The organism is Xanthomonas sp. NCPPB 3569, from assembly GCF_041475645.2.
Taxonomy (GTDB): domain Bacteria; phylum Pseudomonadota; class Gammaproteobacteria; order Xanthomonadales; family Xanthomonadaceae; genus Xanthomonas; species Xanthomonas phaseoli.
The window spans coordinates 5,030,968-5,053,611 of record NZ_CM192969.1; the positions used below are offsets into that span (position 1 = coordinate 5,030,968).

13 protein-coding genes and 1 pseudogene are annotated in these 22,644 nt (G+C 68.7%); 6 read left to right on the forward strand and 8 right to left on the reverse strand.

Annotated elements, in window-relative coordinates:
* Positions 1-43: 43 nt before the first annotated feature.
* The 7 genes and pseudogenes from xopQ to ACCQ03_RS21765 all read right to left on the reverse strand — a co-directional run bounded on the left by xopQ (position 44) and on the right by ACCQ03_RS21765 (position 17,829).
* Positions 44-1,432: a type III secretion system effector XopQ gene (xopQ, locus tag ACCQ03_RS21735; protein ID WP_057678187.1), complete on the reverse strand. Its 1,389-nt coding sequence runs from the start codon at positions 1,430-1,432 to the stop codon at positions 44-46.
* A 354-nt stretch (positions 1,433-1,786) separates the two neighbouring features.
* Complete coding sequence (locus ACCQ03_RS21740; RefSeq protein WP_057678188.1) at positions 1,787-2,077, reverse strand: HigA family addiction module antitoxin; 291 nt, start codon at positions 2,075-2,077, stop codon at positions 1,787-1,789.
* A 17-nt stretch (positions 2,078-2,094) separates the two neighbouring features.
* A pseudogene (locus ACCQ03_RS21745) lies at positions 2,095-2,377 on the reverse strand (type II toxin-antitoxin system RelE/ParE family toxin).
* Positions 2,378-2,471: 94 nt separating this feature from the next.
* The gene (locus tag ACCQ03_RS21750) at positions 2,472-5,165 is read right to left on the reverse strand and encodes an AAA family ATPase (RefSeq protein WP_372359837.1); all 2,694 of its coding nucleotides are present in this window, start codon (positions 5,163-5,165) and stop codon (positions 2,472-2,474) included.
* Positions 5,166-5,352: 187 nt separating this feature from the next.
* The gene (gene recB / locus ACCQ03_RS21755; protein WP_209227189.1) at positions 5,353-9,339 is read right to left on the reverse strand and encodes an exodeoxyribonuclease V subunit beta; all 3,987 of its coding nucleotides are present in this window, start codon (positions 9,337-9,339) and stop codon (positions 5,353-5,355) included.
* Positions 9,336-12,740, reverse strand: a complete 3,405-nt coding sequence (recC, locus tag ACCQ03_RS21760; protein ID WP_209227186.1) for an exodeoxyribonuclease V subunit gamma — start codon at positions 12,738-12,740, stop codon at positions 9,336-9,338. The genes recB and recC overlap by 4 nt, the downstream gene beginning before the upstream one ends.
* 349 nt (positions 12,741-13,089) lie before the next feature.
* On the reverse strand, positions 13,090-17,829 hold the full coding sequence (locus ACCQ03_RS21765) for a putative Ig domain-containing protein (RefSeq protein ID WP_209227198.1): 4,740 nt from the start codon (positions 17,827-17,829) through the stop codon (positions 13,090-13,092).
* Between the two features lie 297 nt (positions 17,830-18,126).
* On the opposite strand from ACCQ03_RS21765, the gene ACCQ03_RS21770 reads away from it, so the two are divergent.
* From ACCQ03_RS21770 to ACCQ03_RS21785, 4 genes are read left to right on the forward strand one after another with little or no spacing between them, the layout of a single operon-like run.
* Positions 18,127-18,678: a phage tail protein gene (locus ACCQ03_RS21770; RefSeq protein ID WP_017165353.1), complete on the forward strand. Its 552-nt coding sequence runs from the start codon at positions 18,127-18,129 to the stop codon at positions 18,676-18,678.
* Between the two features lie 47 nt (positions 18,679-18,725).
* Complete coding sequence (locus ACCQ03_RS21775) at positions 18,726-19,253, forward strand: phage tail protein (RefSeq protein WP_209227183.1); 528 nt, start codon at positions 18,726-18,728, stop codon at positions 19,251-19,253.
* A gap of 59 nt (positions 19,254-19,312) precedes the next feature.
* Positions 19,313-19,849 carry a phage tail protein gene (locus tag ACCQ03_RS21780; RefSeq protein ID WP_057678416.1) on the forward strand — a complete coding sequence of 179 codons (537 nt, stop codon included), beginning with the start codon at positions 19,313-19,315 and terminating at the stop codon, positions 19,847-19,849.
* Between the two features lie 9 nt (positions 19,850-19,858).
* Positions 19,859-20,407, forward strand: a complete 549-nt coding sequence (locus ACCQ03_RS21785) for a GNAT family N-acetyltransferase (RefSeq protein WP_209227181.1) — start codon at positions 19,859-19,861, stop codon at positions 20,405-20,407.
* A gap of 18 nt (positions 20,408-20,425) precedes the next feature.
* On the opposite strand, the gene ACCQ03_RS21790 is transcribed toward ACCQ03_RS21785, so the two are convergent.
* Positions 20,426-20,713 (reverse strand): DUF6916 family protein, encoded by a 288-nt coding sequence (locus ACCQ03_RS21790; protein ID WP_057678414.1) that lies wholly within the window; start codon positions 20,711-20,713, stop codon positions 20,426-20,428.
* Positions 20,714-21,097: 384 nt separating this feature from the next.
* On the opposite strand from ACCQ03_RS21790, the gene ACCQ03_RS21795 reads away from it, so the two are divergent.
* Together ACCQ03_RS21795 and ACCQ03_RS21800 are read left to right on the forward strand one after the other, a co-directional pair.
* Positions 21,098-21,892 carry an ABC transporter ATP-binding protein gene (locus ACCQ03_RS21795; RefSeq protein WP_209227178.1) on the forward strand — a complete coding sequence of 265 codons (795 nt, stop codon included), beginning with the start codon at positions 21,098-21,100 and terminating at the stop codon, positions 21,890-21,892.
* Positions 21,892-22,641 carry an MlaE family lipid ABC transporter permease subunit gene (locus ACCQ03_RS21800; protein ID WP_011349188.1) on the forward strand — a complete coding sequence of 250 codons (750 nt, stop codon included), beginning with the start codon at positions 21,892-21,894 and terminating at the stop codon, positions 22,639-22,641. The genes ACCQ03_RS21795 and ACCQ03_RS21800 overlap by 1 nt, the downstream gene beginning before the upstream one ends.
* The last annotated feature ends 3 nt before the right edge of the window (positions 22,642-22,644 follow it).

The window sequence follows — 22,644 nt, forward strand, 5'->3', positions numbered from 1 at the left end:
GGATGACGCCGGACGGCGCCACTCCGCGAATGCTGCCAACTGCTCAGCGCGCGTGTTGCCCCTGGTCCTGCTGGGCGAGCGCGGCCTTGGCCAGCGCCGACAGCAACAACCTGGCTTTTTCCGGACGCACAACCTCGGCGTGTCCCACGTGCTCCACCGGGCTGGCTCCCTCGCGGTGCATGGGCGTTGGCTGGAACAGCAGGCGCGCGGTGCCGGGCAGCGCCGCCAGCAAGGTCAGCGGATCGTAGAGATTGAGCTTGGTCACCTGCGGCCAGATGGCGTCGAAGCTCATGGCAGCTTGCCGACCCGCTGCCGCAGCCTCTTGGGCTTCTGCTGTGACGAACGTACGGAAGAACCACGCCGAATCCAGGCCGGGGATCAGGTTGGCCTGGATGCCTTCCCACAGGCCTTTCAAGGCGTTTTTCTGGACATCGCGCAGGTACTCGCCCACGGGGTGGCCATTGCGTGCGATGCCTTCGTAGAACGCCGGCGGCACGGCGGCCCTGTAGGCAGCCTCCTTGCTCAGGATGCGCAGGGGAATGCCGAGTTGCTGCGCGCGGCGGTAGAGCGCACGGGCGGCGTGGATGTCGGTGGCGTTGTTGTAGGCACGCGTGTCCGGTTGCACGAGGCCATCGGCGTCTTTGGCCGGGTCGATGCCTCCCATGATGGTGATGGACGCGACCTTGTCCCGCACCAGATCGCCCGCCTCGGCAAGCAGGGCGCTGGCATCGGTCATTCCGGCGATGACCACCATGCCGAGCTTGTGGGGCGAGCTCGCCAGGCGCTGACGCATCGCACCGACGCCATCGGTGTGCACCGCGTCCGGCGCCGCACGCAGCGCGGCTCCCTCGGCGAGGAACTTGGAATGCTCCCGGGCCTGCGTGGGCGTCATGGGATAGTCCTGGCCGCGCGCGACGCGCACATCCGGCAAAGCCAGGCGATCGAAGACACCTTTTGCCAGCTGCGCGCGTTGCGATCGCATGGTGGCATCGCCCAGGGTGACGACGACATCGGTCAGACGCAAAAAGCCTTCGACCTGCAGCTGCTTGGCGATGGTGTAGGTCACGACATCGTCGGGGTCCTTGTTCGGGTCGGTGAACAGCAGCGTGTCCAGCGGGAGCTGCGGCCGGTGCAGACGCAGCTCCCGCAGCACGGCCGCCTCGGTGGGCGTCAGCACGGGCGTGTCGGCGACGCCGAGTTCGGCCAGCATGCTGCGCTGGGCAGGCGTCAATCGCGCGGGCAGGCTCTGCGTGCGTCGGTGCCGTGGCGCGTCCGGGCGGGGAGCACGGCCAATCATCGCCTGCAAGGCATCCGGCGGCGCCGCGGCTGCGGAGGACTGTGCCTGCGCGGAGACGGGTGGAGGATCGCGCAGGTCAGCCGTCATGTCTGCGCTGGGCAAGCCGGCGGTGGAACGGATTGCGGTGGGCTGCATGGGAGGACCTCTGAGAGTGAACGGCGGTGCTGGCAGCGCCTGTTGGCAACACGACAGACCGGGCTCACGGTCATGCAGGCGCAACGCCGCGCGAAACAGTCGCGTGTCAGCGCTGACGCGTGCGTCAGTGGGCCGCGGCCCTGCGTACGGCGCGATCACGCGATCCAGCGGACGGCCAGGCGCGCAACGTTACCCACGTCCATGCCAGCGCCATGGCGGCGTGGTGAATTCCTGTGTGCGGTGACGAAGAATCACCGGTCGGCACGCCGCCGCATCGACCCAACCCGACGCCGGTGTTGGCGAGCAGCGCAGACGCTGCGCCGACTTAGCAGCATGTGCTGGAAGCCGCCCGGATCATGCCGCCAGCCGCTTGATCCGCGCCGGCAAGTCGCCCAGCGCGCGATGCGCCTGCTCCAGCTCGTAGTCGGCCTGCAGGCCAAGCCAGAAGCGCTCGGAGGTTCCCAACGCGGCGGCCAGACGCACGGCAGTGTCGGCAGTGATGCCGCGCTTGCCCAGCACGATTTCGTTGATACGGCGCGGCGGGACGCCGGTGGCGCGTGCCAGTGCGTTCTGGCTGATGCCCAGAGGCTCGAAAAACTCCTCAAGCAGAATTGCGCCAGGGTGGATATTGGGTAGGACCGTCATCGACAGATGCCTCGTGCTCAGTGGTAATCGACGATTTCGACCTGCACCACATCGCCTTCCATCCATCGGAAGCAGATGCCCCATTGATCGTTGATCCGGATGCTGTACTGGCCGCGCCGCTCGCCCTTCAACGCTTCCAGCCGGTTGGCGGGCGGGATCCGTAGATCGTCGAGATGGGCTCGGCGGCATTGAGCATGCGCAACTTGCGGCGCGCGACCAATTGGATGCCGGCAGGCAACCGGCGGGAACGCGCACCCAGCCAGATCTTTCGGCTTCCTTGTCGATAAAGCTCCTGATCATGTGACAGCCATAACGGCCTGCGTTATATGACGCAACCCGTTACGAACGTGCAGCCTGCCATTGCGGGACAAGCGCCGGCACCGACTGGATTGGATCAGAACAGCGCACCTTGCACAGGCGCACTAGGCGGCGGTTGTGGAAGCGGCGCTGGCGTGGGTGCTGGAACTGGCGGTGGCTTGTCGTCTTTTGCACCCAAGCGCCACGCCAACCCCGAGATGCGTGCGGCGTGCCGCGCCAGCGCGGCGCGCATGACCGCTTCGCTGCCGGCCAAGTGCAGGGCGCGGCGGGCGCGGGTGAGGCCGGTATAGAGCAGTTCGCGGCTGAGTACGCGGGCGTCGCGGGTGGGCAGTTGCAGCCAGACCTCGTCGAATTCGCTGCCTTGGGCCTTGTGCACGGTCATGGCGAAGGCGCTTTCGTGCGCGGGAAGTGCGGCGGGATGGAAGCCGCGCACCTGGCCGTCGCCGTCGCCTTCGAACCAGGCGACCAAGGGGCCTTGGGCACGGCTGTCGGTGGCGGGGGTGTCATGGTGTGCGCGGTCGCCGGCGTGGCCCGGCCTTGGCGACGGTGGCACGTGGCCACGCGTGGTCACGGCACTTGCATCGCCCTGCCCGGGGGACGGGCGCGCGTCGCTGCGGCCAGGCAAGGCGCCCGGGTCGCTGCGCAGGCAGATACCGACGTCGCCGTTGAACAGGCCGTGGCGGTAGCTGTTTTCGGTGATCAGCAGCAGGCGGCCCTGGAACCAGGGCGAGGCGCCGCCCAGACGACGGGCGCCGGCGCCGGTGTCGGCCAGCAGTTGTTCGATGCGGGCGTTGAGGCCGCGCGCGCCTTGCGGGCCGGCGCGCACCGCGGTGAGCAGGCGCAGGCGGGCGGCATCGCGCAGGGCGGCGGCGGGGTCTTGCGCGTTGGCCAGCGCGCGCCAGTGGGCGAGCAGCGCATCGCGGCCGAGTGTCAGCGGGTCTTCGCCGTCTTCGTGGAAGTACACGCCGGGCAGTTCGCCGCTGCGTAGCAGGGCCAAGGCGGTGTCGGCATCGCCGGCGCGGATGGCGTCGGCCAGTGGCGCCAGTGCGAAATCCTCCGCCTGGCGATAGCCGCGCAGCAGGTGCACGCGGTGGCCGGCCAGGCCGCCGTTGCGGGTGGCGGAGGTGACCGCAGGCGGATCGACAGGCGCGCTGCCGAGCAGCGGTTGCAGGGCCTGGGCATCCTCGGGCTGCAGGGCATCGCCCGGGCCGGCGGCCTGCAGGATGGCGGCCAGCACATCGCCGGCTTCCACCGAAGGCAGCTGGTCGGCATCGCCGAGCAGGATCAGCTGGGTGCCATCGGCGACGGCTTCGACCAGTTTGCACATCAGCGGCAGGTCGACCATGGACGCTTCGTCGACCACGATCAGGTCGAACGGCAGCGGGTTGTCGGCATTGTGGTGGAAGTGTGGGGAATCCGGGATGACGCCGAGCAGACGATGCAGGGTGCTGGCGCCGCTGGGCAGGGCGGAGTTCCCGTACGGGTCGATGGGCGCACTGCCCTCACCCGCCCTGCGGGCACCCTCTCCCGCGGGCGGGAGAGGGAAAGCGTCTGGGTGCGGTGCGGTAGGCGGGAGATCGGTGGGGGGGCTGCCTTCACCCGCCCTGCGGGCGCCCTCTCCCGCAGGCGGAAGAGGGAAAACGCCTGGGTCCGGTGCGGTGGACGGGAGATCGGTAGGGGCGCTGCCCTCACCCGCCCTGCGGGCACCCTCTCCCGCAGGCAGGAGAGGGAAAGCGTCTGGGTCCGGTGCGGTGGACGGGAAATCGGTGGGGGGGCTGCCCTCACCCGCCCTGCGGGCACCCTCTCCCGCAGGCGGGAGAGGGAAAGCGTCTGGGTGCGGTGCGGTGGACGGGAGAGGGGACATCTCCGGGGTCGGTGTGTCGCAGGGAGGCGGCAGCCCTTGCTCCATGGCGCGGGCCACGGCCAGGCGCAGGCTCTCGGCCATGCGCTCGGCGGCGCGGCCGGTGGGCGCGGCCAGGGCGATGCGCGGCGGCGATGTGCCGGCGGCCCGGGCCTGGGCGATGCGCAGCAGCAGCATGCGGGCGATGGTGGTGGTCTTGCCGGTGCCGGGGCCGCCGGTGACCAGCAGCAGCATGCGGCGCAGCGCGAGGGCCGCGGCCTGGGCTTGGCGGTCGGGGCTGCGGGCTGGCGCTGCCTGGTTCGACCCTGTGATGGACGGCGCAGGCGGATTTGTGCCCTCTTGCCGGAGGGAGGGCGCGGGCAGGCCCGACCCCTCACCCGCCCCGCGGGCACCCTCTGCCGGGGGGAGAGGGGTTGGGGCCGCGCTGCGAGGCGTTGCGGTGGCGTTCGGGAACAACTGCGCGAACAGCGGCGCCAGCGTGGCGGCGTCGACCGGCGGCGGCGCTTGCGCGGCGATGCGTTGCAGGCCCAGGGCCAGGCGGCGTTCGTACTCGCGATAGCGGCGCAGGTAGAGCAGGCCGCGTTCGAGGACGAGCGGGCAATCGGCGGCCGCCGGGGCCTCGGGCTGCGGTTGATCGACCCAACGCGAGGCGGCCAGGCTGCGTTGCCAGTCGGCGGGATCCGGGAAGGTCGGCGGCGGGCCGTCGCGCGCGTCCAGCACCATGGCGGCGCGGGCCGGGTCCAGCCCGGCGTGGCCGCTGGTCACTGCCAGCGAGGCGAGCGCGGCGCCGGCCAGCACCTGTGGATCGGTGTCCGGTTCCAGGCGTTGCAGGCTTTGCGCGAAGGCCAGATCCAGGGTGCGCAGGGCGCCGCTCTGGTTGAGGGCGGCGAACAGGTTTGGGGGGTTCATGGCGTTGGCATTCCGTTGGCGGATACGCGCTCGCGCCCGGTCATGCTGCGCCCACCTGTGTTGGCGTGCAGTGCGGGCGCGCAGCAGCGTTGACGCCGATGACGCGCGGGCGGTGCGTGCTCGGCGCGATCGCTGAGAGGCGCGAACGCGGTGCGGGCCAGCCATGCGACTGGCGCGGTGCATTGGTTCATGGGGTGGGTGTCCCTGGTGCGGACGTACCCTCACCCCACCCCTTCTCCCGGGGGGAGAGGGGCTCAGGGTGGTTGGCGCCACCTTGCGCTGGCGCGTCATTGGACAGCGCATCTGCAGGCTTGCCGGCGAACAAGGCGTCCACGGCGTGCACCAGCGCTGGTTCGAAGCGCCAGGCGTGGATGCCCGGTGCCGGATCGCCAAGCGGCGCGCGCGGAACGCCGGCGGTCGTGGCGACGGCGTTCGGAGCGGAGTCGGGTCTGTCGCCGGTGGAATCGCGCGTGGGTGCGGACGTACGCTGGCCCGCGATGGAATGGCCATGGGTTTCGTCAGCGGCTTCCGACCCGGCAGCCTCCGCAGGGCGCCCGGCATCCAGGCCGCGACAGAACAGATAGCGCACGCCGCCGAAGTCGCGGGCGTAGTCGTAGGCATCGCCCAGGCGGAAGCGCAGCCAGCGGTGCAACGCCACGGTGTAGATCAGCGCCTGCAGTTCGTACTCGCTGTGCGCCATGGCCCGCGCCAGGGCGTCGGCGTCGTAGCTGGGCAGGCGGTTGGATTTGTAGTCCAGCACATACCAGCGCCCGTCCACGCTGTAGGTGAGGTCGATCAGGCCGGTCATCAGGCCTTCCAGGCGCTGGCGCGCGCCGAAGGCCTGGCGGTCGCCGACCACGCCAAACCGATGCAGCAGGGCCAGCAACGCATCGACGCGGGTGGGCCGCATGGCGAAATGGAATTCCATTTCGTTGCGGCGCTGCGGTTCGGGCACGTCGGCCAGGCAGGTGCCTTCGGGCAAGGCCACGGTGAGCGTGTGGCCGATCAGCGCGGTGAGCATGCGCAGGCCGTCGTCGAGGTCGTCCTGGGCGTAGCCGCCGCGTTGCAGGGCCTCGTGGATGGGTGCGGCCTGGCCGTCAGGCGCAGGTTGGCCCGGCCGCCAGGCCTGCCAGGCGGCGAAGTCGCAACGTTCGAACACGTCGTGCATCACCACGCCGAAGCGGTTGCCGGCAAAGCGGGGATCGAACGGTTCGGCGTCGCTGGCAACGGCCACGGCAACCGCCTCGCTGCCGGACGGTTCATCGCTGCCGCCGCTGCCGACGACGGTGGCGCTGGCCATCGGGTCGGTGACCGCGCCGGCGTCGGCGTTGGCCAGTTGGGTGAAGCTGTACACCCACCATTCCGGGGCGATGTGCCGTTGCGCGCTGCGCGCAGGCGGCACCTGCGCCTCGCTCGGCGCCGGCAGCCGCGGCAGGTGGGCCGGCGGCGTGCGGGTGTCCACCGCCACGGTGCCCTCGCCCGCCGCGCCCTGCAGCGCATCGAGCGCACGCAGCATGGGCGACAACGCGGTGCGTTCGTGCTGATGGAACGGGCCGCTGGCGATCCACAGCGCGTGCTCGGCGCGGGTGAGACCGACATACAGCAGGCGCGCATCTTCGGCGCGTTGTTCCTGCTTCCAGGCGGCTTCGGCGGCGCTCCAGCTCGGGTCGTCGCGCTCTGTCTTCCAGTGCAGCTGACGGCCCAGGTCCGGCGCATGCACCACGCAATGGCGGCCGGCGCCCTTGTCGCTGCGGCCGATGCCGACATACGGCAGGAACACCAGCGGATATTCCAGGCCCTTGCTCTTGTGCAGGGTGACGATCTGCACGCGGCGCGCGTCCGATTCCAGCCGCAATTGCTGGGTTTCGTCGTTGTCGTCGGCATTGGCGATGCGCCGCGCCAGCCAGTCGACCAGGCCATGCGGGCCGAGTGCGCGCGCGTCGGCTTCCTGCAGCAGTTCGGCCAGTTGCAGATAGTTGGTGAGGCGCCGCTCGCCATCGACCAGGGCGAGCAGGCGCTGCCCGTGCGTGGCGCCGAGCTCGCCGAGCAGGGCGAGCGGGCCGCCGCGCTGCCAGCGTTCGCGCCAGTCCAGCGCCTGTTGCTGCCAGCGGCGGTGACGCTCGCCGTCGCGCTCAAGTGCGGCGATGGCGATGGCGTCTTCGCCGATCAACACCGTGGCCAAGGCGGCGCGCAGGCGGCTGTCGTCGCCCGGGTCGAGCAAGGCCTGCAGCAAGGCAAGCACTTCCAGCGCCTGTTCGGTGGCGAACAGGCTTTGCTTGCCGGCGGCCACCGCCGGGATGCCCACCGCGCCGAGCGCCTGCTGGATGCGCGTGGCCTCGCCGTGGCTGCGCACCAGCACGGCGATATCGCCGGCCTGCACCGGGCGTCCGCACACCGTGGCCGTGCTGTCGCGGGCAGCGGCCAACCAGCCGCGGATCGCGGCAACGCAGGCGGCGGTGGCCAGCTCGCGCGCGCGGCCGGCGCTCCAGGGCCTGGGCTTGCCTTTCGCAGGCGGCGGCGGTTCCGGCGCGCGCCACAGCGTCAACGCCGGCGCAGCGACGCCATCGCGTTGCAGGTCTTCATCCACCCGCTTGGTCCCGGCCTGCACCGGGTGGAAGGCGATGCCGTCGGTGAGGAAGGCATCGGTGTAGCCGGCCTGCGCGTAGAGCGCGTCGATGGCGGCCAGTACGCCCGGGCGCGAGCGGAAATTGTGGCTCAGCGGCGGCGCCAGTTCGGCGGTCATTGCAGCGGCCAGATAGGTGCGCACATCGCCGCCACGGAAGCCGTAGATGGCCTGCTTGGGGTCGCCGATCAGAAACAGCGCCGGCTCCAGCCCTGCTGCTTGTGCGAGCGGGCCTTCGCCGAACACGTTGGAAAAGATCGACCACTGACGGTCGTCGGTGTCCTGGAATTCGTCCACCAGCGCGATGGCGTATTGCGTGCGCAAGCGTTTGACCAAGGCGTCGGCCTGTGCGCCTTGCAATGCGTGCGCGACCCCATCGACCAGGTCGTCGTAGGTCTGCACGCGGCGTTGCCGCTTGAGCAGCGCCAGCCGTGCGATGGCATCGTCGCGTAGCGCGTGCAGCAGGGCGATACGGCGCCGGCTGCGCCACGCTTCGACGTGCACCAGCGCGGTGAGATAGCCATCGATCTGGTGGCTCATCGGCGAAGACGGCGTGCGATCGAGAAACTTCTTGTTGGTGCCGGCGGCCAGTTCCGCCGCGGTCAACTTGAGCAGTTTGGCGTGTGGCGCGGTGTTGGACGATGGCGCGGCAGCGAAGCTTTCGAACCACTGCCACAGCGATGCCAGCCATTCCGGCTTGTAGCTGACCTTGCTCAGGATGCCGCCCTCGATGGCCGACATGATGGCCTCGAAAAATGCGGTGCCATGCGTGTTGAATGCGTCAGCCAGTGCGTTGGCCGCCGCGTGCACGGCCTGCAACAAGGCGGGCGCATCGTCGGTGGTCGTGGCGACTGCCGGCAACAGCGTCGGATGCCGCACCAGCGTGCGCAGATCGCTGGCCAAGGCCTCGGGGCCGCCCGACCACAGCGCGATGAGATCTTCGGCCATCACCGCATCGGCGGCGCGCTGCCGCCACAGGTCGGCCGCGACTTCGCCGAGCAATTGGCGATCGTTGGCGAGCAATTCCGGCGCAGCTAACGCCTGGCCGCTTTCCAGCGCGTGCTCGCGCAGCACGCGCGCACAAAAGCCGTGGATGGTGAACACCGCGGCCAGATCGATTTCTTCCACCGCCTGCTGCAGGCGGCGACGCAATGCGGCGGGCGTTTCGCTGCCGCCGGCCAGGTGCGTGACCAGGATGGCGCGGGTGAGCAGCACGTCGGGGGGGTCGCGTAGGAGCGGACCTGGCTGCGACGGGTCGTCGGCGAGGTCGGTCACGGCCTGGGCCGCTGCTACGACAAGCGATGGCGCATCGGGGACCAGGCTTGCGGCCAGCACCAGGCGTTCGCGGATGCGGCGGCGCAGCTCCTGGGTGGCGGCTTCGGTGAAGGTCATCGCGAGGATCTGGCCGATGCGCAGGCCGCGTTCGACCACCAGCCGGGTGAACAGCGTGGCCAGCGTAAAGGTCTTGCCGGTGCCGGCGCTGGCCTCGATCAGGCGCACGCCGTGCAGCGGCAACTGCAGGTATGGGTCGGTGACGGAACTGACGCTCATTCGGCGTCTTCCTGCGCGCCGTGCCAATGCCGCCAGCTGTCGATCACGCGCTCGGTCTCGAGCGGCGCGCCGGTGTGTCCCTGTTCGAGCAATGCATACACACGGTGGCTGGTGGCGGCGAACTCGGCAAAGCGTTGCGCGTCGCCAAACGGGTCGCGGCCGCGGGTGACCAGGCGCAGTTCCGGACTGTGCGATTCGCTCCAGCCAAAACCCGATTGCCACTGCCCGGCCGCCTCCTTGATGGCCTTGTCCAGGTCGCCGCTGCGTGCGGCCTGGTGATACTTCCAGCTGCTGTACGGCGCGAACGCCAGCGGCGCCTGCAAGCCGTGGCGATACAGCTGCAGCAGTTCGGCCAATGCGGCGCGCGCCTGTGTCTGCGACAGCGGCTGCGCATCGATGGGATGCGGGCCCAGGCCGTCGTCGTGTTCGAAGAAACGCACGTACGGGGCGTGCTCGCCGGCGGCGCGCAGCAGCAGCCATTCCAGCCCATGACGGATGGCGCTGCGGCCGCTGAGCGCGCCGACCTGCACGCGCCCCACGCCGCTGGCGTACCAGCCCGGCACACGGCCGTGGATTTCGATCTCGTCCATCTGCACCTGCAACCGGCGCGACTGGGCCGGGGACTCGCCGCGCCACTGGCGGAACGCGTCGGCATACGGGCGCAATTGCGCCACGCGCTCGTCGAGCTGGCGCTGCCCCAGCGGGCCGGACGGCAGCAGCGCGCGGGCACGCAGACGCGCGTACAGGTACTCGGTGTCGCCTGCCAGTGCAGCGTCGAATATCTGCTGCTGCAAACCATATTGATCCAGCCCGCGCGTGGGAGCGAGCAAAGGTTCCAGATCGCTGTCCTGCCCGGCCGGATCGGGCAGGCGCATGCCCAACCGATGACGCAGGAACTGCCCGGCCGGGTCGGTCAGCAGCCGGCGCAACGCGTCGATGGAGACGCTGGCCGGCAACACGATCTCGTCAGCCGGCAATGCACCGGCCACCCACGGCGCCAGCGGCTGCCGCTGGCCGACCAGGCTGTCCACCGCCGGGCGCCATTGTCGGCGATAACTGAAACGGCGCGGGTCGGCGCCGTCGTCGCCCAGCGCACCGAACGCAGCGGCGGCGAAGGGCTGCAACGGGTGCCGCACCACCAGCGTGTCGAGCGCGTTGCTGGCGGCGTGGTACTGCGCGGCGCTTGCCAGCAATTCGCTGACCAGCACCGACGGCTCGCGCACGCTGCCATCGCGCGCATCGGCGCCGAGATAGCTGAGGTAGAACACGTCCTGCGCGGAGGCGAACAACTGCAGGAACAAAAAGCGGTCGTCCTCGCGCGTGGAGCGGTCGCCGTGCCGGCGACGTTCGGTCCCCAGTTCCGCGGTGAGGCGATTGAGCCCGGCGGCCGGGTCGCGCCGCGGGAAATCGCCATCGTTCATGCCGAGCAGGCAGATCACGCGGAACGGCAGCAAGCGCATCGGCACCATGCGCCCGAAACTGATGCCGCCGGTGAGCAGCGGCGCGCGCGTATCCGATTCGCCCAGCACCGCCGCGAAATGCGCACGCACCACCTCGGCCGGCACCACGCCGGCGTACTCGGCGCGTACCGCGTCGCGGGCGAATTGGTCGATCAAGGTGCGCAAGCGATCCAGCGCGCGTTGCGCGCGCGGCGCCGTTGGCGTGGTCGGAATCAATGCCTCGAGCAGGCCCAGCAAACGCTCGCGCCACTCGACCGGTGTCATCGCCTCGGCCAGCGCAGCTTGATGCCGTTCGAGCACGCGCAACAGCCGCAACAACGTGTCGAGTGCGGCCAGCGCGCTGCCTTCCAGCTGCGGCCACGGCGCTACCCCCTCCATGTCCTCGTCGGCGCCGCTGGCATGGCCGAGCAGCAGCCGGTCCAGCGCAAAACGCCAGGTATAGGCGTCGTCGCCCGGTGCCTGGTGCTGGCGCCGGTGCGCCGCATCCAGGCCCCAGCGCGCGCCGGCCGCGTGCAGCCAGCTGCGCAGGCGTTCCAGCCCGGCTTCGTCCAGGCCGGCGGCTTCGGCGATCGGCGCGCTGGCCAGCAGGTCGAGGATTTCATGCAGCCCGAAACGCGCGATCGGCAAACCGAGCAAGGTGAGGAACACCTCGGCCAGCGGCTCGCTCGCCAACGGGCTGGCATCGGCCAGCGCATAGGGCAGCGCGTCGTCGTTGCCATGGCTGCCGAACACCGCATCCAGATACGGCACGTACGGGTCGATATTGGGCGACAGCACCGCGATCTCGCGCGGCTGCAGGGGCGGGTCGAAGCGTGGGTCGTCGAGCAGCGCGCGCAGTTGGTCGTGCAACACCTGCAACTCGCGCAGCCGCGTGTGGCAGGCGTGCACCTGCAGGCTGGGGTCGTGCAGATTCACCGCCGGCAATACCGCTTCCGCCGCGGGCGCGCGGCGATGGAACAGATCGCTCTGCATGCGCCGCAACAGGCTGTCGCCCAGCCCGCCATTGGCCAGCGTGCGGCGACCGGAATCCAGCGGGTCGGCGTAGGCGGCAATTTCCGCCAGTGGGTGCACCACTTCGTAGTCGCCTACCAATGCCATGAAATCGCGCCCGGCTGCGCCCCAGGCCTGCAACAAGGGGTTTTCCTGCACCTGCTCGGCGAACAGCTGCACGGCGCCATCTTCGCGCCGACGTTGCCACACGCTCTGCAGGTCGCCCCAGTACCCCTGCGTCGGTGTGGGCAGATAGAAATGCAGCGTGCCCACGCGCGCCTGCGTGGCCAGCACGCGCAAGACGTCCGGCGAGATGTTCAAGATGGCGAACGCGAACACGCGCGGCGGCAAACCCTGCGGCAACGGGCCATCGGCACGCGCGTAGCGATCCAGATACTGGCCGATGCGCCGTGCGCGGTATTGCCGGCCGGTGGCGATGCTGCGCCACAACCGGGCCTGCGGATCGTCCGGGTCGGCGCCCGCTTCCCAGCGCAGCAGCCAGTCGCGGCGCCAGGCCTGGTATTTCTCGAACACGCTGCCCAATTCGCCGGCCAGCGTCCACGGCTTGAGCGCATCGCCATCGGCCAGATAGCCGGCCAGCGGCGCCAACGCCGCATCGCGGCCCAGGTCCGATTGCAGGGCCGCATACAACCGCCACTGCGTGGTGGCCATGTCCAGGTCGTCGTCGGCCGCGCCGAGGTTGCGCTCCAGCGCACGCGCGACGAATTCGCCGGGCGTGAGAAATTCCAGATTCGCCGCAACACCGTGCTCGGCCGCAAGCGTGGACTGCAACCAGCGCCGCATCGCCACCTGCGGAATCAGCACCACCTCCGGCTGCAGCAACGGTTGCTCCGGCATCGGCCGGCGCAACTCCTGCGCGAGCAAGGCGGCCAGGGTATCCAGCGCATTGGATGGATAAAGACGGAAATCGGGCGCGGAAGTGGCGTGCATGCGTGGCGCATTGTGCCGGATGCGCGCGTGAGGCGTTATTTGCCGCCGTGTCGGCGCCCGGTGGCCGCGCTGAAACGCAAGGCCGCACGACACAGTGTAACAGCGCTACGCGAAAGATGCCGAGCAACGGCGCGCCACACACCGTGCATCGACAACTGCAATCAGGCCTCACGCCGCAGACGACGTGCTGCCGTGGTTACGCGCAACTTTCCAATGCCCGATGCAGCCAGTGGCGCCGTACCCAAGCGTCAGCGCAACCACGCCAGCAACACGCCGACATCACAAACGCGATGGGCCGGGGTGTTCGCCCGGCCCATCGCATTGCATGACTGCACGGCGTGCAACCCGATCAGTATTTCTGTTCCAGATTGATCATCCAGGTCTGGTCGTTGTTGCTGTCGCCGTCGGTGATGCCGCGGTATTCCAGCCGCGTCGACAGGCCTTGTTCGGTCAGCAGCGCCGCACCGATGCCCACCATCAACCGGTTGCGGTCGAACGCGCTCTGCGCCGTGCGATAGAACGGACCACCGGTGAGGTCGGCATAGCTCAGGATCGCATCGCCACGGCCCTGGAAGTCGCGCTGATATTCCACGCGCAACTGCGGGCTCAGCCGTCCCCAGGCAACCTCGCGGCGCCATTCCAGACGCAGGCCGAGATTTCCGGTGGTGGTGGCCACGTCCATGTCGGCATAGCGCAGTGCGAACGGGGCCACGCCTTGTTCCGCATAACCGTCCAAGGTGGCGCGCGCCACATCCAACCGTGCGTACGGGGTGATCTGCAGCGTGCCGCGTTGCAGATCGGCACCGGTGGACAGCGAGGCGATCCACTGCTTGCCGTCGCGGTTGCCCTCGGCCAGCGAGCTGTCATCGGTGACGAAGCGGCGCAGGTCGTACGACAGCATCTGGTAGCCGACCAAGGTGTCGAAGAAGAACGCCTTGCCCGGATGGAAGCTGGCGTACAACGCCATCGTGTAGGCGGTGGCCTTGCTATGGCTGCCGTTGTTGCCCACATCGCTGTCGTCGCGGCCCCAACCCAGGCCCGCACGGATCGCCAGCGACGAGGCAACACGGTAGTCGGCACCCACGCTCAACCCATCGGTCTGGAAATCCACCCCGTTGCTGTTGGTCTGCCGGTTCAGGCTGCCCGAGCGGATCGCGCCGCCCACCCACAGACCCAGGTCGCCCTGCGTCTGCGCGCTGCTGCCGGTGCTGCTGGCAACTGCGGGCGCGTCGCGGAAGTCGTTGTCGGCGTCCTGCGTGTCCGGGCTGCACGGCTGCGCACTGATGCCGCGCTCGGCCTGGCGGCAGTGCGAGGTCGGCTGGAAGCTCACTGCGTTGGTGAAGCTGCCACCGCCGCGATGCGTGGCCTCCAGACGGCGCTGGAAGTTGTCGATCTGCGCCCGCGCAAAACGCCGCGTGGACTCGGACTGCGCATCGATCAGGCCACGCACTTCCGCATCCACGCTCGGGTCGCGCCGTGGTGCGATGTTGAACACCACACTGGCCGGGGCCGAGGTGGCGAATGCGTTGGACAAGGTGAACTGCACCGTGGCCTGGCCGACGAAGGCCGGGTTGGGCGTAAAGGTCAGGGTAAAGCTCGGCGCTTCGGCCATTGCAGTGGCTGCCGGCGACAGGCCGGAGGTACGCGCCGCCGCCGCAGTGGCAGTGCCGCCCACGCGGGTGATGGTGGCGGTACCGGCCGAGGCCGGCAGGACCGCAACCACCGCAGCGGCCACGAACGGCCCGCCGGTGGCGTTACGGGTGATATCCACCTGTTGCGCTTCGCCCGGCACTGCCGCTGCAGTCACCGACACCGCCACCGGCCGCACGTTGACCGTGATGGTCAACGTCACCGCAGCCGAGGTGCCGCCTGCGCCTGTGGCGGTGTAGCTCAGCACGTCGGTGCCGGTAAAGCCGGCATTCGGCGTATAGACCACTTCCAACCCGCTGACCACGGCCGTGCCGTTGGTGGGTGCGCTGGCAATGGCGATCGCGGTGATGCTGCCGGTGTCGTTGGCGGTGACCGCTGCGGTCACGGCGGTGTCGGTCATGGTGGCGGCAACATCGGCCACCGCCACCGGCGCCGCATCGTTCACCGTGAAGGTGTAGGCCTGCGTGGCGGTGGCATTGCCCGCATCGGCCACCGCAATGGTGAACGACGAGGTGCCCTGTACCGTTGGCGTGCCCGACAACGTGCCGTCGCTGGCCAGCGTCAATCCGGCCGGCAACGTGCCGCTGGCGATGCTGTAGCGGTACGGCGCAATGCCGCCGCTGGCGGTGAGCACCTGGCTGTAGGCGCTGCCACGCACGGCCGCCGGCAAGGTGGGCTGCCTCAGCACCAGCGTTGCGGCGTTGACGGTCAGCGCGTAGCTCCGGCTGGCCTGCGCGGCGGGGCTGGGCGTGCTGTCGCTGACCGTCAGGGTGAAGGTGAAGGTCCCCGATACGGTCGGCGTCCCGCTGAGGCCGCCGGTTGCAGCGTCCAGTACCACGCCACCCGGCAGCGCGCCGGCAGTGACTGCATAACTGTACGGCGCCGTGCCGCCGGTGGCCGGGGCGATCGCAGCCGCATAGGCCTGCCCGGCGGTCCCTGCCGGCAAGGTCGACGCCGGCAACACCAGGTTCGGGCCAGCCACGGTCAGGCTGTATGCCTGCGTGCCGGTGAAGCTGTTGGCGTCGGTGGCCTGCACGGTGAAGTTGAACGTGCCCTCCAGCGTGGCCGTGCCCGACAAGGTGCCGTTGCTGGCCAAGGTGATGCCGGCCGGCAATGCACCGCTGGTGATCGCATAGGTGTAGGCCGCGGTGCCGCCGCTGGCGGTCAGCGTCTGGCTGTAGGCGGTGCCACGTGTTGCGGTGGGGACCGTGGCCGGCGCCAGCGCAATCGTCGGCGCGGCGATGTTCAACGTGTAGCCGCGCGTGCCTTGGGAGGGCGTGCCGCTGGTACTGTCGGTCGCAGTGACGCTGAAGTTGAAGCTGCCCACGCTGGTGGTGGTGCCGGTCAACGTCCCGCTGCTGCTGTTGAGCGTGATACCGGCGGGCAACGCGCCGGCGGTGAGCGCGTAGCTGTAGGGCGCAATGCCGCCGGTGGCCGGAGTGATCGCACTCGAATAGGCCTGGCCCGCGGTGCCGGCCGGCAAGGTGGTGGCCGGCAAGGTCACGTTGGCGCCGGCCACGGTCAGGGTGTAGGCGCGGCTGCCGCTGGTCGGCACCCCGCTGTCGGTCGCGGTGACGGTGAAGTTGAAGCTGCCGCTGGCGGTCGGCGTACCGGACAGCACCCCGGCGGCATTCAATGTCATTCCGGCCGGCAACGTCCCGGCACTGATCACGAAGCTGTAGCCCGGGGTGCCACCGCTGGCGGTCAGCGTCTGGCTGTACGCAGTGCCTGCGGTTGCTGCGGGCAGCGACGTGGGCGAGATCGTCACCACCGCATCGTCGTTGAGGATGGTGCCGGTGCCGGTGGCGCGGGCGATGGTCGCATTGCTGGCCCCGGACAGGCCGACACTGAAGGTCTCGTTGGGCTCGACCGCGGTGTCGCCATTGACCGTAACGGCCACGCCTTGCGCGGTCACGCCCGGCGCAAAGCTCAGCGTGCCGGAGCGCGCGACATAGTCGCTGCCGGCGGTGGCGGTCCCGTCGGCGGTGGCGTAGTTGACCGTAACCGTCTGGCCGCTGGCCGCGCTCAGGCTCACCGTGAAGGTGGCCGTGGTGGTGCCGCTGTTGCCTTCGTTGACGCTCACATCGTCGATCGACAGGGCCGGCTGCGCATCGTCGTTGACGATCGTGCCCAGGCCCTGCCCGTCGCTCACGGTGGCACCGGTGACGTTGCTGACGTTGACGAAAAACGTTTCGTCCGGCTCGGCCAGCGTGTCGCCGTTGACCAGCACGGTGAAGGTGGCGCTGCTGCTGCCGGCGGGGATGGTCCTGGTCAGACTGGAGGCGGCGTAATCCACGCCCGCCGTGGCGGTGCCATCGGCCGTGGCGAGATCGAAGCTGACGCCGCCGGCGCCGGCCGGCGCGCTCAGCGACACGGTGAAGGTGGCATTGGTGGTGCCGGCATTGCCTTCGTTCACCGAGACATCGTTGATCGACAGCCCCGGCAGGTCGTCGTTGAGAATGGTGCCGGTGGCGCTGTTCGGCGAACCAACCGTGTAACCGCTGCCGGCATTGAGGCTGATCACCACTGTCTCATCGGGTTCGACCGTGGTGTCGGGCGTTGGGTTGACGGTGATGGTGCCGCTGGTCTGGCCGGCCGCGATCACCAAGGGCGAATTGATCGTGGCGTAGTCGGTGCCGTTGGTGGCGGTCCCGCCGACGTTGAAGCCGATCGACAGCGCCGACGGCGATGGCTGGCTCAGCGCGACGGTGTAGACCAGGTTGGGTGCACCGTCTTCGTACACGCTGGCCGGCGAGACGGTGATGGTGGCGACCGGGAAGTCGTCGTTGACGATGGTGGCGGTGGCGCTGGACGGATTGCCGACCGAATAGTCGGTGCCGCTGGCGACGCTGAAGATCGCCGTCTCATCGGGTTCCACCGTCGTGTCGGCGACCGGGGTGATGCTGAAACTGACGGAGGTGGCGTTGGCCGGCACCACCACGCTGCTGACCGCGCCGGTGTAGTCGGTGCCGCTGGTGGCGGTACCGCTGCGGGTCAGGTTCACCGTGGTCGGCGAACTGTTGGTCTGGCTCAGCGTCACCGTGTAGACCAAGGAGGTACCGCTGTCCTCGTTGGCGGCGGACGGGCTGACCGCGATGCTGGCGGTGCGCGAGGGGTTGATGGTGATGTTGAAGACGACCTGGTTATTGTCCTCGTCCAGCAGATAGAACGAGTCCGAGGTCGCGCCATCCCCGTTGTTGGTGTAGGTCACCCGCTCGGTTCCGGCGCTGTCGAGTTGGCCGGTGAGGGAGTAGCTGCCATGCGATGGTTGCGCACCGTCGGCCATGCCGGCATTGAACGGGCCATCGCAGTCGCTGACGTCGAACGTCACCGAACCGCCGGAGCTGACGGTGGCACTCTTGGGGGCCGGGCAATAGGCTGCCAAGGCGGTATGAGAGCTCGCTAATAGCAGCAGTGCCATCAGCCAACGCAGGGCCAAGTGCACGCCACCGACGGCATGGCAATTCGTAGACATCGCTAATCCCCTAGAAACACGCCGTCCCACGGCGCCGGCAGCAGTCCTGGTGCCTCAGATCAGCGCGCTGCTCATGCCTGTCGGCACATATCCGCGCTGCGGCGCCATTGAAGCAGGAACTGACTGCCAGTTAAAGAACAAAAAATTAATACTTCATCCCACTTTTGGTGCGTGGCGGCTTGCTGCGCGCAGGCGCGACAGGTATGTGTAGACCACTTTCCGACATGCAGTCGGGCGGTCACCTACTCAGGGAGGGCTTGGATGAGCGAGTTTTTCGTTGGTCAGATCATGCTGACCGGTTTCGCGTTCGCGCCAAAGTTTTTTGCGCAGTGCAACGGGCAGTTGTTGCCGATCAATCAGAACCAGGCCCTGTTCAGCCTGCTTAACACGCGCTATGGCGGCGATGGCAGGACGACGTTCGGCCTTCCCGACCTGCGCGGCCGCACGCCCATCGGCTACAGCCCCTCTGTCGATCCAGCCTGGCAACCGCCTGCGGTGCCGATGGGGCAGGCCGCCGGTGCGGAGACGGTGACGCTGGTCGGCGACAACCTGCCGGCACATCTGCACCTCATGGATTGCAGCAGCGCCAATGGCGACAACCGCGTGCCGACCGGGCGCCTGTTTGCCAACAATGTCGTCAGTCCAGGTCCGGGCACGCCGCACCCACTGTATGCCGCGCCCGGCACGATGGTGCCGCTGGCCCAGTCCACGATCGCCAACAGCGGCGGCGGCCAGGCGCACCCGAACCTGCAGCCGTACACCACGCTGAATTTCTGCATCGCGCTGTCCGGCATTTTCCCCTCGCGCAACTAGCCGTTTCCGCACTCGCGCGCGGCGCGTCATCGACCAGGAAGGACCACATGGGCACTCCATTCATCGGCGAAATCCGCATGTTCGGCTTCGGCCGCACCCCCCAGGGCTGGCAGGCATGCGACGGCACGCTGCTGCAGATCTCCGAATACGAGCCGTTGTACCTACTGCTCGGCACCACCTACGGCGGCAATGGCGCCAGCACCTTCGGCGTGCCGGACCTGCGCGGGCGTCTGCCGATCCACCAGGGCCAGGGGCCTGGATTGAACAACTACGTCCTGGGCCAGCGCGCCGGCACCGAGACGGTGACCCTGGTCGACCTGCAGATGCCGGCGCACACGCACACCGCACAGGCCACCACCGCGGCGGCCACGTCGGCGGCGCCCGCCGGGCTAGTGCCGGGCGCCGTCAACGGCGGTCTGTTCTACGCCAGCGATGTGACCGGTGCCAGCCAGGTCGCGATGTCCGGGCAGAGCACCTCGTACGCCGGCGGCAGCCAGCCGCACGACAACCTGATGCCGACGCTGACGGTGCAGTACTGCATCGCCACCACCGGCATCTTTCCGCAGCAGGCCTGATCCATGCGCCGCGCCGATCCGGCTGCGGCACGCATCCGTTCCATCCGAGGAATCCGCGCATGACCGAACCCTACATCGGCGAAATCCAGCTGTTCGGCTTCGACTACAACCCCTATGGCTGGGCCCTGTGCAACGGCGCCGTACTGCCCATCGCGCAGAACACCACGCTGTATTCGCTCCTGGGCGTGGTCTATGGCGGCAACGGCAGCAGCACGTTCCAGTTGCCGAACTTCTGCGCGCGCGCCGGTTGCCAGCAGGGCCAGGGCCCGGGCCTGTCTCCGCATACGCTGGGCAGCAGCGTCGGCTCCGCCTCGGTGAGCCTGCAGAGTTCGCAGATCCCGCTGCACCAGCACGGCGTCACTGCATACTCGCAATCGGACCCTACCAAACGGACCGGCACACCCGCCAGCGGCGTGACCCTGTCGTCGCTGAGCATCAACAGCGAGCGGCCGTTCCTGACGGTCGCGCCGGACAAGCAGTTCTCCCCGACCATGTTGATGCCAACCGGTATCGGCCAGGCGCACGAGAACCGGCAGCCGTATCTGGCGGTGAACTTCTGCATCGCGCTGCAGGGCGACTACCCTGTGTTCGATTAGGCGATGCCAATGCCCGAACGCGTGACGCAGGCCGGAGCACACGCGCGCCTCTGCGCTGACGCGCCGGCCGCAGCGGATCTTGCGCTGCGGCCGGAGCAACCCGACGATCTGGCCTGGTTGCAGGAGCTCTATGCCAGCACGCGCAGCGACGAGCTCGCACCGGTACCGTGGCCAGAGGCTGCCAAGCGCGCCTTCCTGCTGCAGCAGTTCGCATTGCAGCGCACGCATTACCGGCAGCAGTTTGCCGACGCGGACTTTCTGATCGTGCAGGCCAACGGTCTATCGATCGGCCGGCTCTATCTGCACCGCGCCACCGCGCACCACACGCTGGTCGATATCAGCCTGCTGCCGGACTGGCGTGGCAAAGGCATCGGCTCGCAACTGATCGCGCATGCGCAGGCATGCGCGCGCGATGCCGGATGCGCCTTGTCATTACATGTGCTGCACGCCAACCCCGCTGCGCGACGCTTGTATGCCCGCCACGGATTCGTTGCAGGCGACAGCACCCAGACCCATCTGCAGATGCGCTGGCATCCGCGCGATCACCTGCTCAGTTGAACGCGCAGCTGGCCGTGTTCAATTGAAGACGGCCTGATACAGGAACCCGTCGCGCTCGCGCGCCACCGGCACCAGGAAGATACCGATCTCGCCGAGCCGCGCATGCCGCATCTGATAGGTCTGCTGGGGAAACAGAAAGGCCGAGCCGTTACGAAACAGCAGGGAGAACGGCGCACGTTGCGAAGGGCGCGCGTGCTGCAAGGGCCGCGCTTCCACCAGCACGAACGGCACCTCGCCCTCATTCAATGCGGCAGCAAAGGTCTCGTTGACGCTACCGGCGAAGTGTTCAAGCGTCAGCAACTCCATGGAAGATTCCTGCAGCGACGAAGTAGCGTGGATCGTCACGTTTTGTGGCCGGTTCGACAAGCTGCCGCTGCCGACAACGCGACGTGCTCGGCAGATCGTGGCGCGACAGCGACAGGCAAGACAGCACAACACACGTGCCAAGCTGCAGGGAGACACGGCGCGCTGGGGAAACTGTCGCCGACGTCCCTACTGCAGCGTACGTTTCTCGATTCCGCTCGCATGCGTGTGGGCTGGTTACGCTGCAGGACACGCTGTTACGCAGACAGCGACACGCAACCCGCACATCGCCACTGGGTGAATGCGACAATACTGCACGCGCCAGTCTGGTTATGTTCAGCGCTGTGCGGGCTACTCTATCGCGTTGTAATTTTGTTAAAGGCACCGATGACGGCTTCCGCTTCCCCTGTCGTGCAGTTGTCCGGTGTCCGCATCGACCGCGGCGGGCGCACGATCCTGCGCGATGTGTCGCTGCAGGTGCCACGCGGCAGCATCACGGCCGTGCTCGGTCCGTCCGGTAGCGGCAAGTCCACCATGCTGGCGGCGCTGACTGGCGAGCTGCGCCCGGTTGCCGGCACGGTCACGTTGTTCGGCAATGCGATTCCCACCGGCAGCCGCGCGCTGCTGGAGATGCGGCGCAACGTCGGTGTGCTGCTGCAGGGCAATGGCCTGCTCACCGACCTCAGCGTGGCCGAGAACGTCGCGCTGCCACTGCGCACCCACACGCGCTTGCCGGCAGCGGTGCTGCAGCGCCTGGTCCAGATGAAGCTGCATGCAGTCGGCCTGCTGGCCGCCGCCGATGCCTGGCCGCGCGAGTTATCCGGCGGCATGGCGCGGCGCGTGGCGCTGGCGCGCGCGCTGGCACTGGACCCACCGCTGATGATCTACGACGAGCCGCTGACCGGGCTGGACCCGATCGCCTCGGGCGTGATCATGAGCCTGATCCAGCGCCTCAACGACAGCCTGGGCCTGACCAGCATCATCGTCAGCCACCATGTGCACGAGACGCTGCCGATCTGCGACCAGGCGGTGGTGATCGCCAATGGCGGCATCGTGTTCGCCGGCACCCCTACGCAGTTGCAGGACAGCACCGACCGGCTGGTGCAGCAGTTCCTGCATGGCCAGCCGGATGGTCCGATCGCCTTCGATGCCGCCCCGCGCCGCGACCGGAGTGCTGCCTGATGGCCTTCGCCGATTCCATTCGCGCCTTCGGCCGCGCCGGCCTGTTTTCGCTGACGGTGCTGCGCGGCTCGTTGCCCACGCGCGATTTCATTGCCGAACTGGTGCGCGAGATCTACAAGGTCGGCGCGCGCTCGCTGCCGATCATTGCGGTGGGCGGCGCCTTCGTCGGCCTGGTGCTGACCTTGCAGGGCTATCGCACGCTCACCACCTACGGTGCATCGGATGCGTTGTCCACGCTGTTGGGCCTGTCGCTGTATCGCGAACTGGCGCCGGTGCTGACCGCGCTGTTGTTCATCGGCCGCGCCGGCAGTTCGATCGCCGCCGAGCTCGGTTTGATGCGCGCCACCGACCAGATCAAGGCGCTGGAGCTGATGGCCATCGACCCGGTGGCCAAGGCGGTGGCGCCGCGCTTCTGGGCGGCGGTGCTGACGGTGCCGCTGTTGACGGGCGTGTTCTGCTCGCTGGCCATTACCGGTGGCTATTTCGAAGCGGTGCATGTGCTGGGGATCGACAACGGCACCTTCTGGTCCGGGCTGAGCAATAGCGTGGACGTCTGGGACGACTTCGGCGTGGCGATGCTCAAGTCGGCGATTTTCGGCGGCACCGCCGCACTGGTTGCCGCCTACGTGGGCTTCCATGCCGAACCGACCATCGAAGGCACCTCGGTCGCCACCACCCGCGCGGTGGTGAATGCCTCGTTGCTGGTGCTGATGTTCAACTTCGTCCTTTCTGCAATGTTGTTTAGGTGAGTG

Bases quoted from the DNA above. Each gene is read 5' to 3' on its own strand.
- ACCQ03_RS21770 (WP_017165353.1), top strand. From the start codon at position 18,127: ATGAGCGAGTTTTTCGTTGGTCAGATCATGCTGACCGGTTTCGCGTTC.
- xopQ (WP_057678187.1), bottom strand. From the start codon at position 1,432: ATGCAGCCCACCGCAATCCGTTCCACCGCCGGCTTGCCCAGCGCAGAC.
- ACCQ03_RS21740 (WP_057678188.1), bottom strand. From the start codon at position 2,077: ATGACGGTCCTACCCAATATCCACCCTGGCGCAATTCTGCTTGAGGAG.
- ACCQ03_RS21800 (WP_011349188.1), top strand. From the start codon at position 21,892: ATGGCCTTCGCCGATTCCATTCGCGCCTTCGGCCGCGCCGGCCTGTTT.
- recB (WP_209227189.1), bottom strand. From the start codon at position 9,339: ATGAGCGTCAGTTCCGTCACCGACCCATACCTGCAGTTGCCGCTGCAC.
- ACCQ03_RS21795 (WP_209227178.1), top strand. From the start codon at position 21,098: ATGACGGCTTCCGCTTCCCCTGTCGTGCAGTTGTCCGGTGTCCGCATC.
- ACCQ03_RS21785 (WP_209227181.1), top strand. From the start codon at position 19,859: ATGCCCGAACGCGTGACGCAGGCCGGAGCACACGCGCGCCTCTGCGCT.
- ACCQ03_RS21790 (WP_057678414.1), bottom strand. From the start codon at position 20,713: ATGGAGTTGCTGACGCTTGAACACTTCGCCGGTAGCGTCAACGAGACC.
- ACCQ03_RS21780 (WP_057678416.1), top strand. From the start codon at position 19,313: ATGACCGAACCCTACATCGGCGAAATCCAGCTGTTCGGCTTCGACTAC.
- recC (WP_209227186.1), bottom strand. From the start codon at position 12,740: ATGCACGCCACTTCCGCGCCCGATTTCCGTCTTTATCCATCCAATGCG.
- ACCQ03_RS21750 (WP_372359837.1), bottom strand. From the start codon at position 5,165: ATGAACCCCCCAAACCTGTTCGCCGCCCTCAACCAGAGCGGCGCCCTG.
- ACCQ03_RS21775 (WP_209227183.1), top strand. From the start codon at position 18,726: ATGGGCACTCCATTCATCGGCGAAATCCGCATGTTCGGCTTCGGCCGC.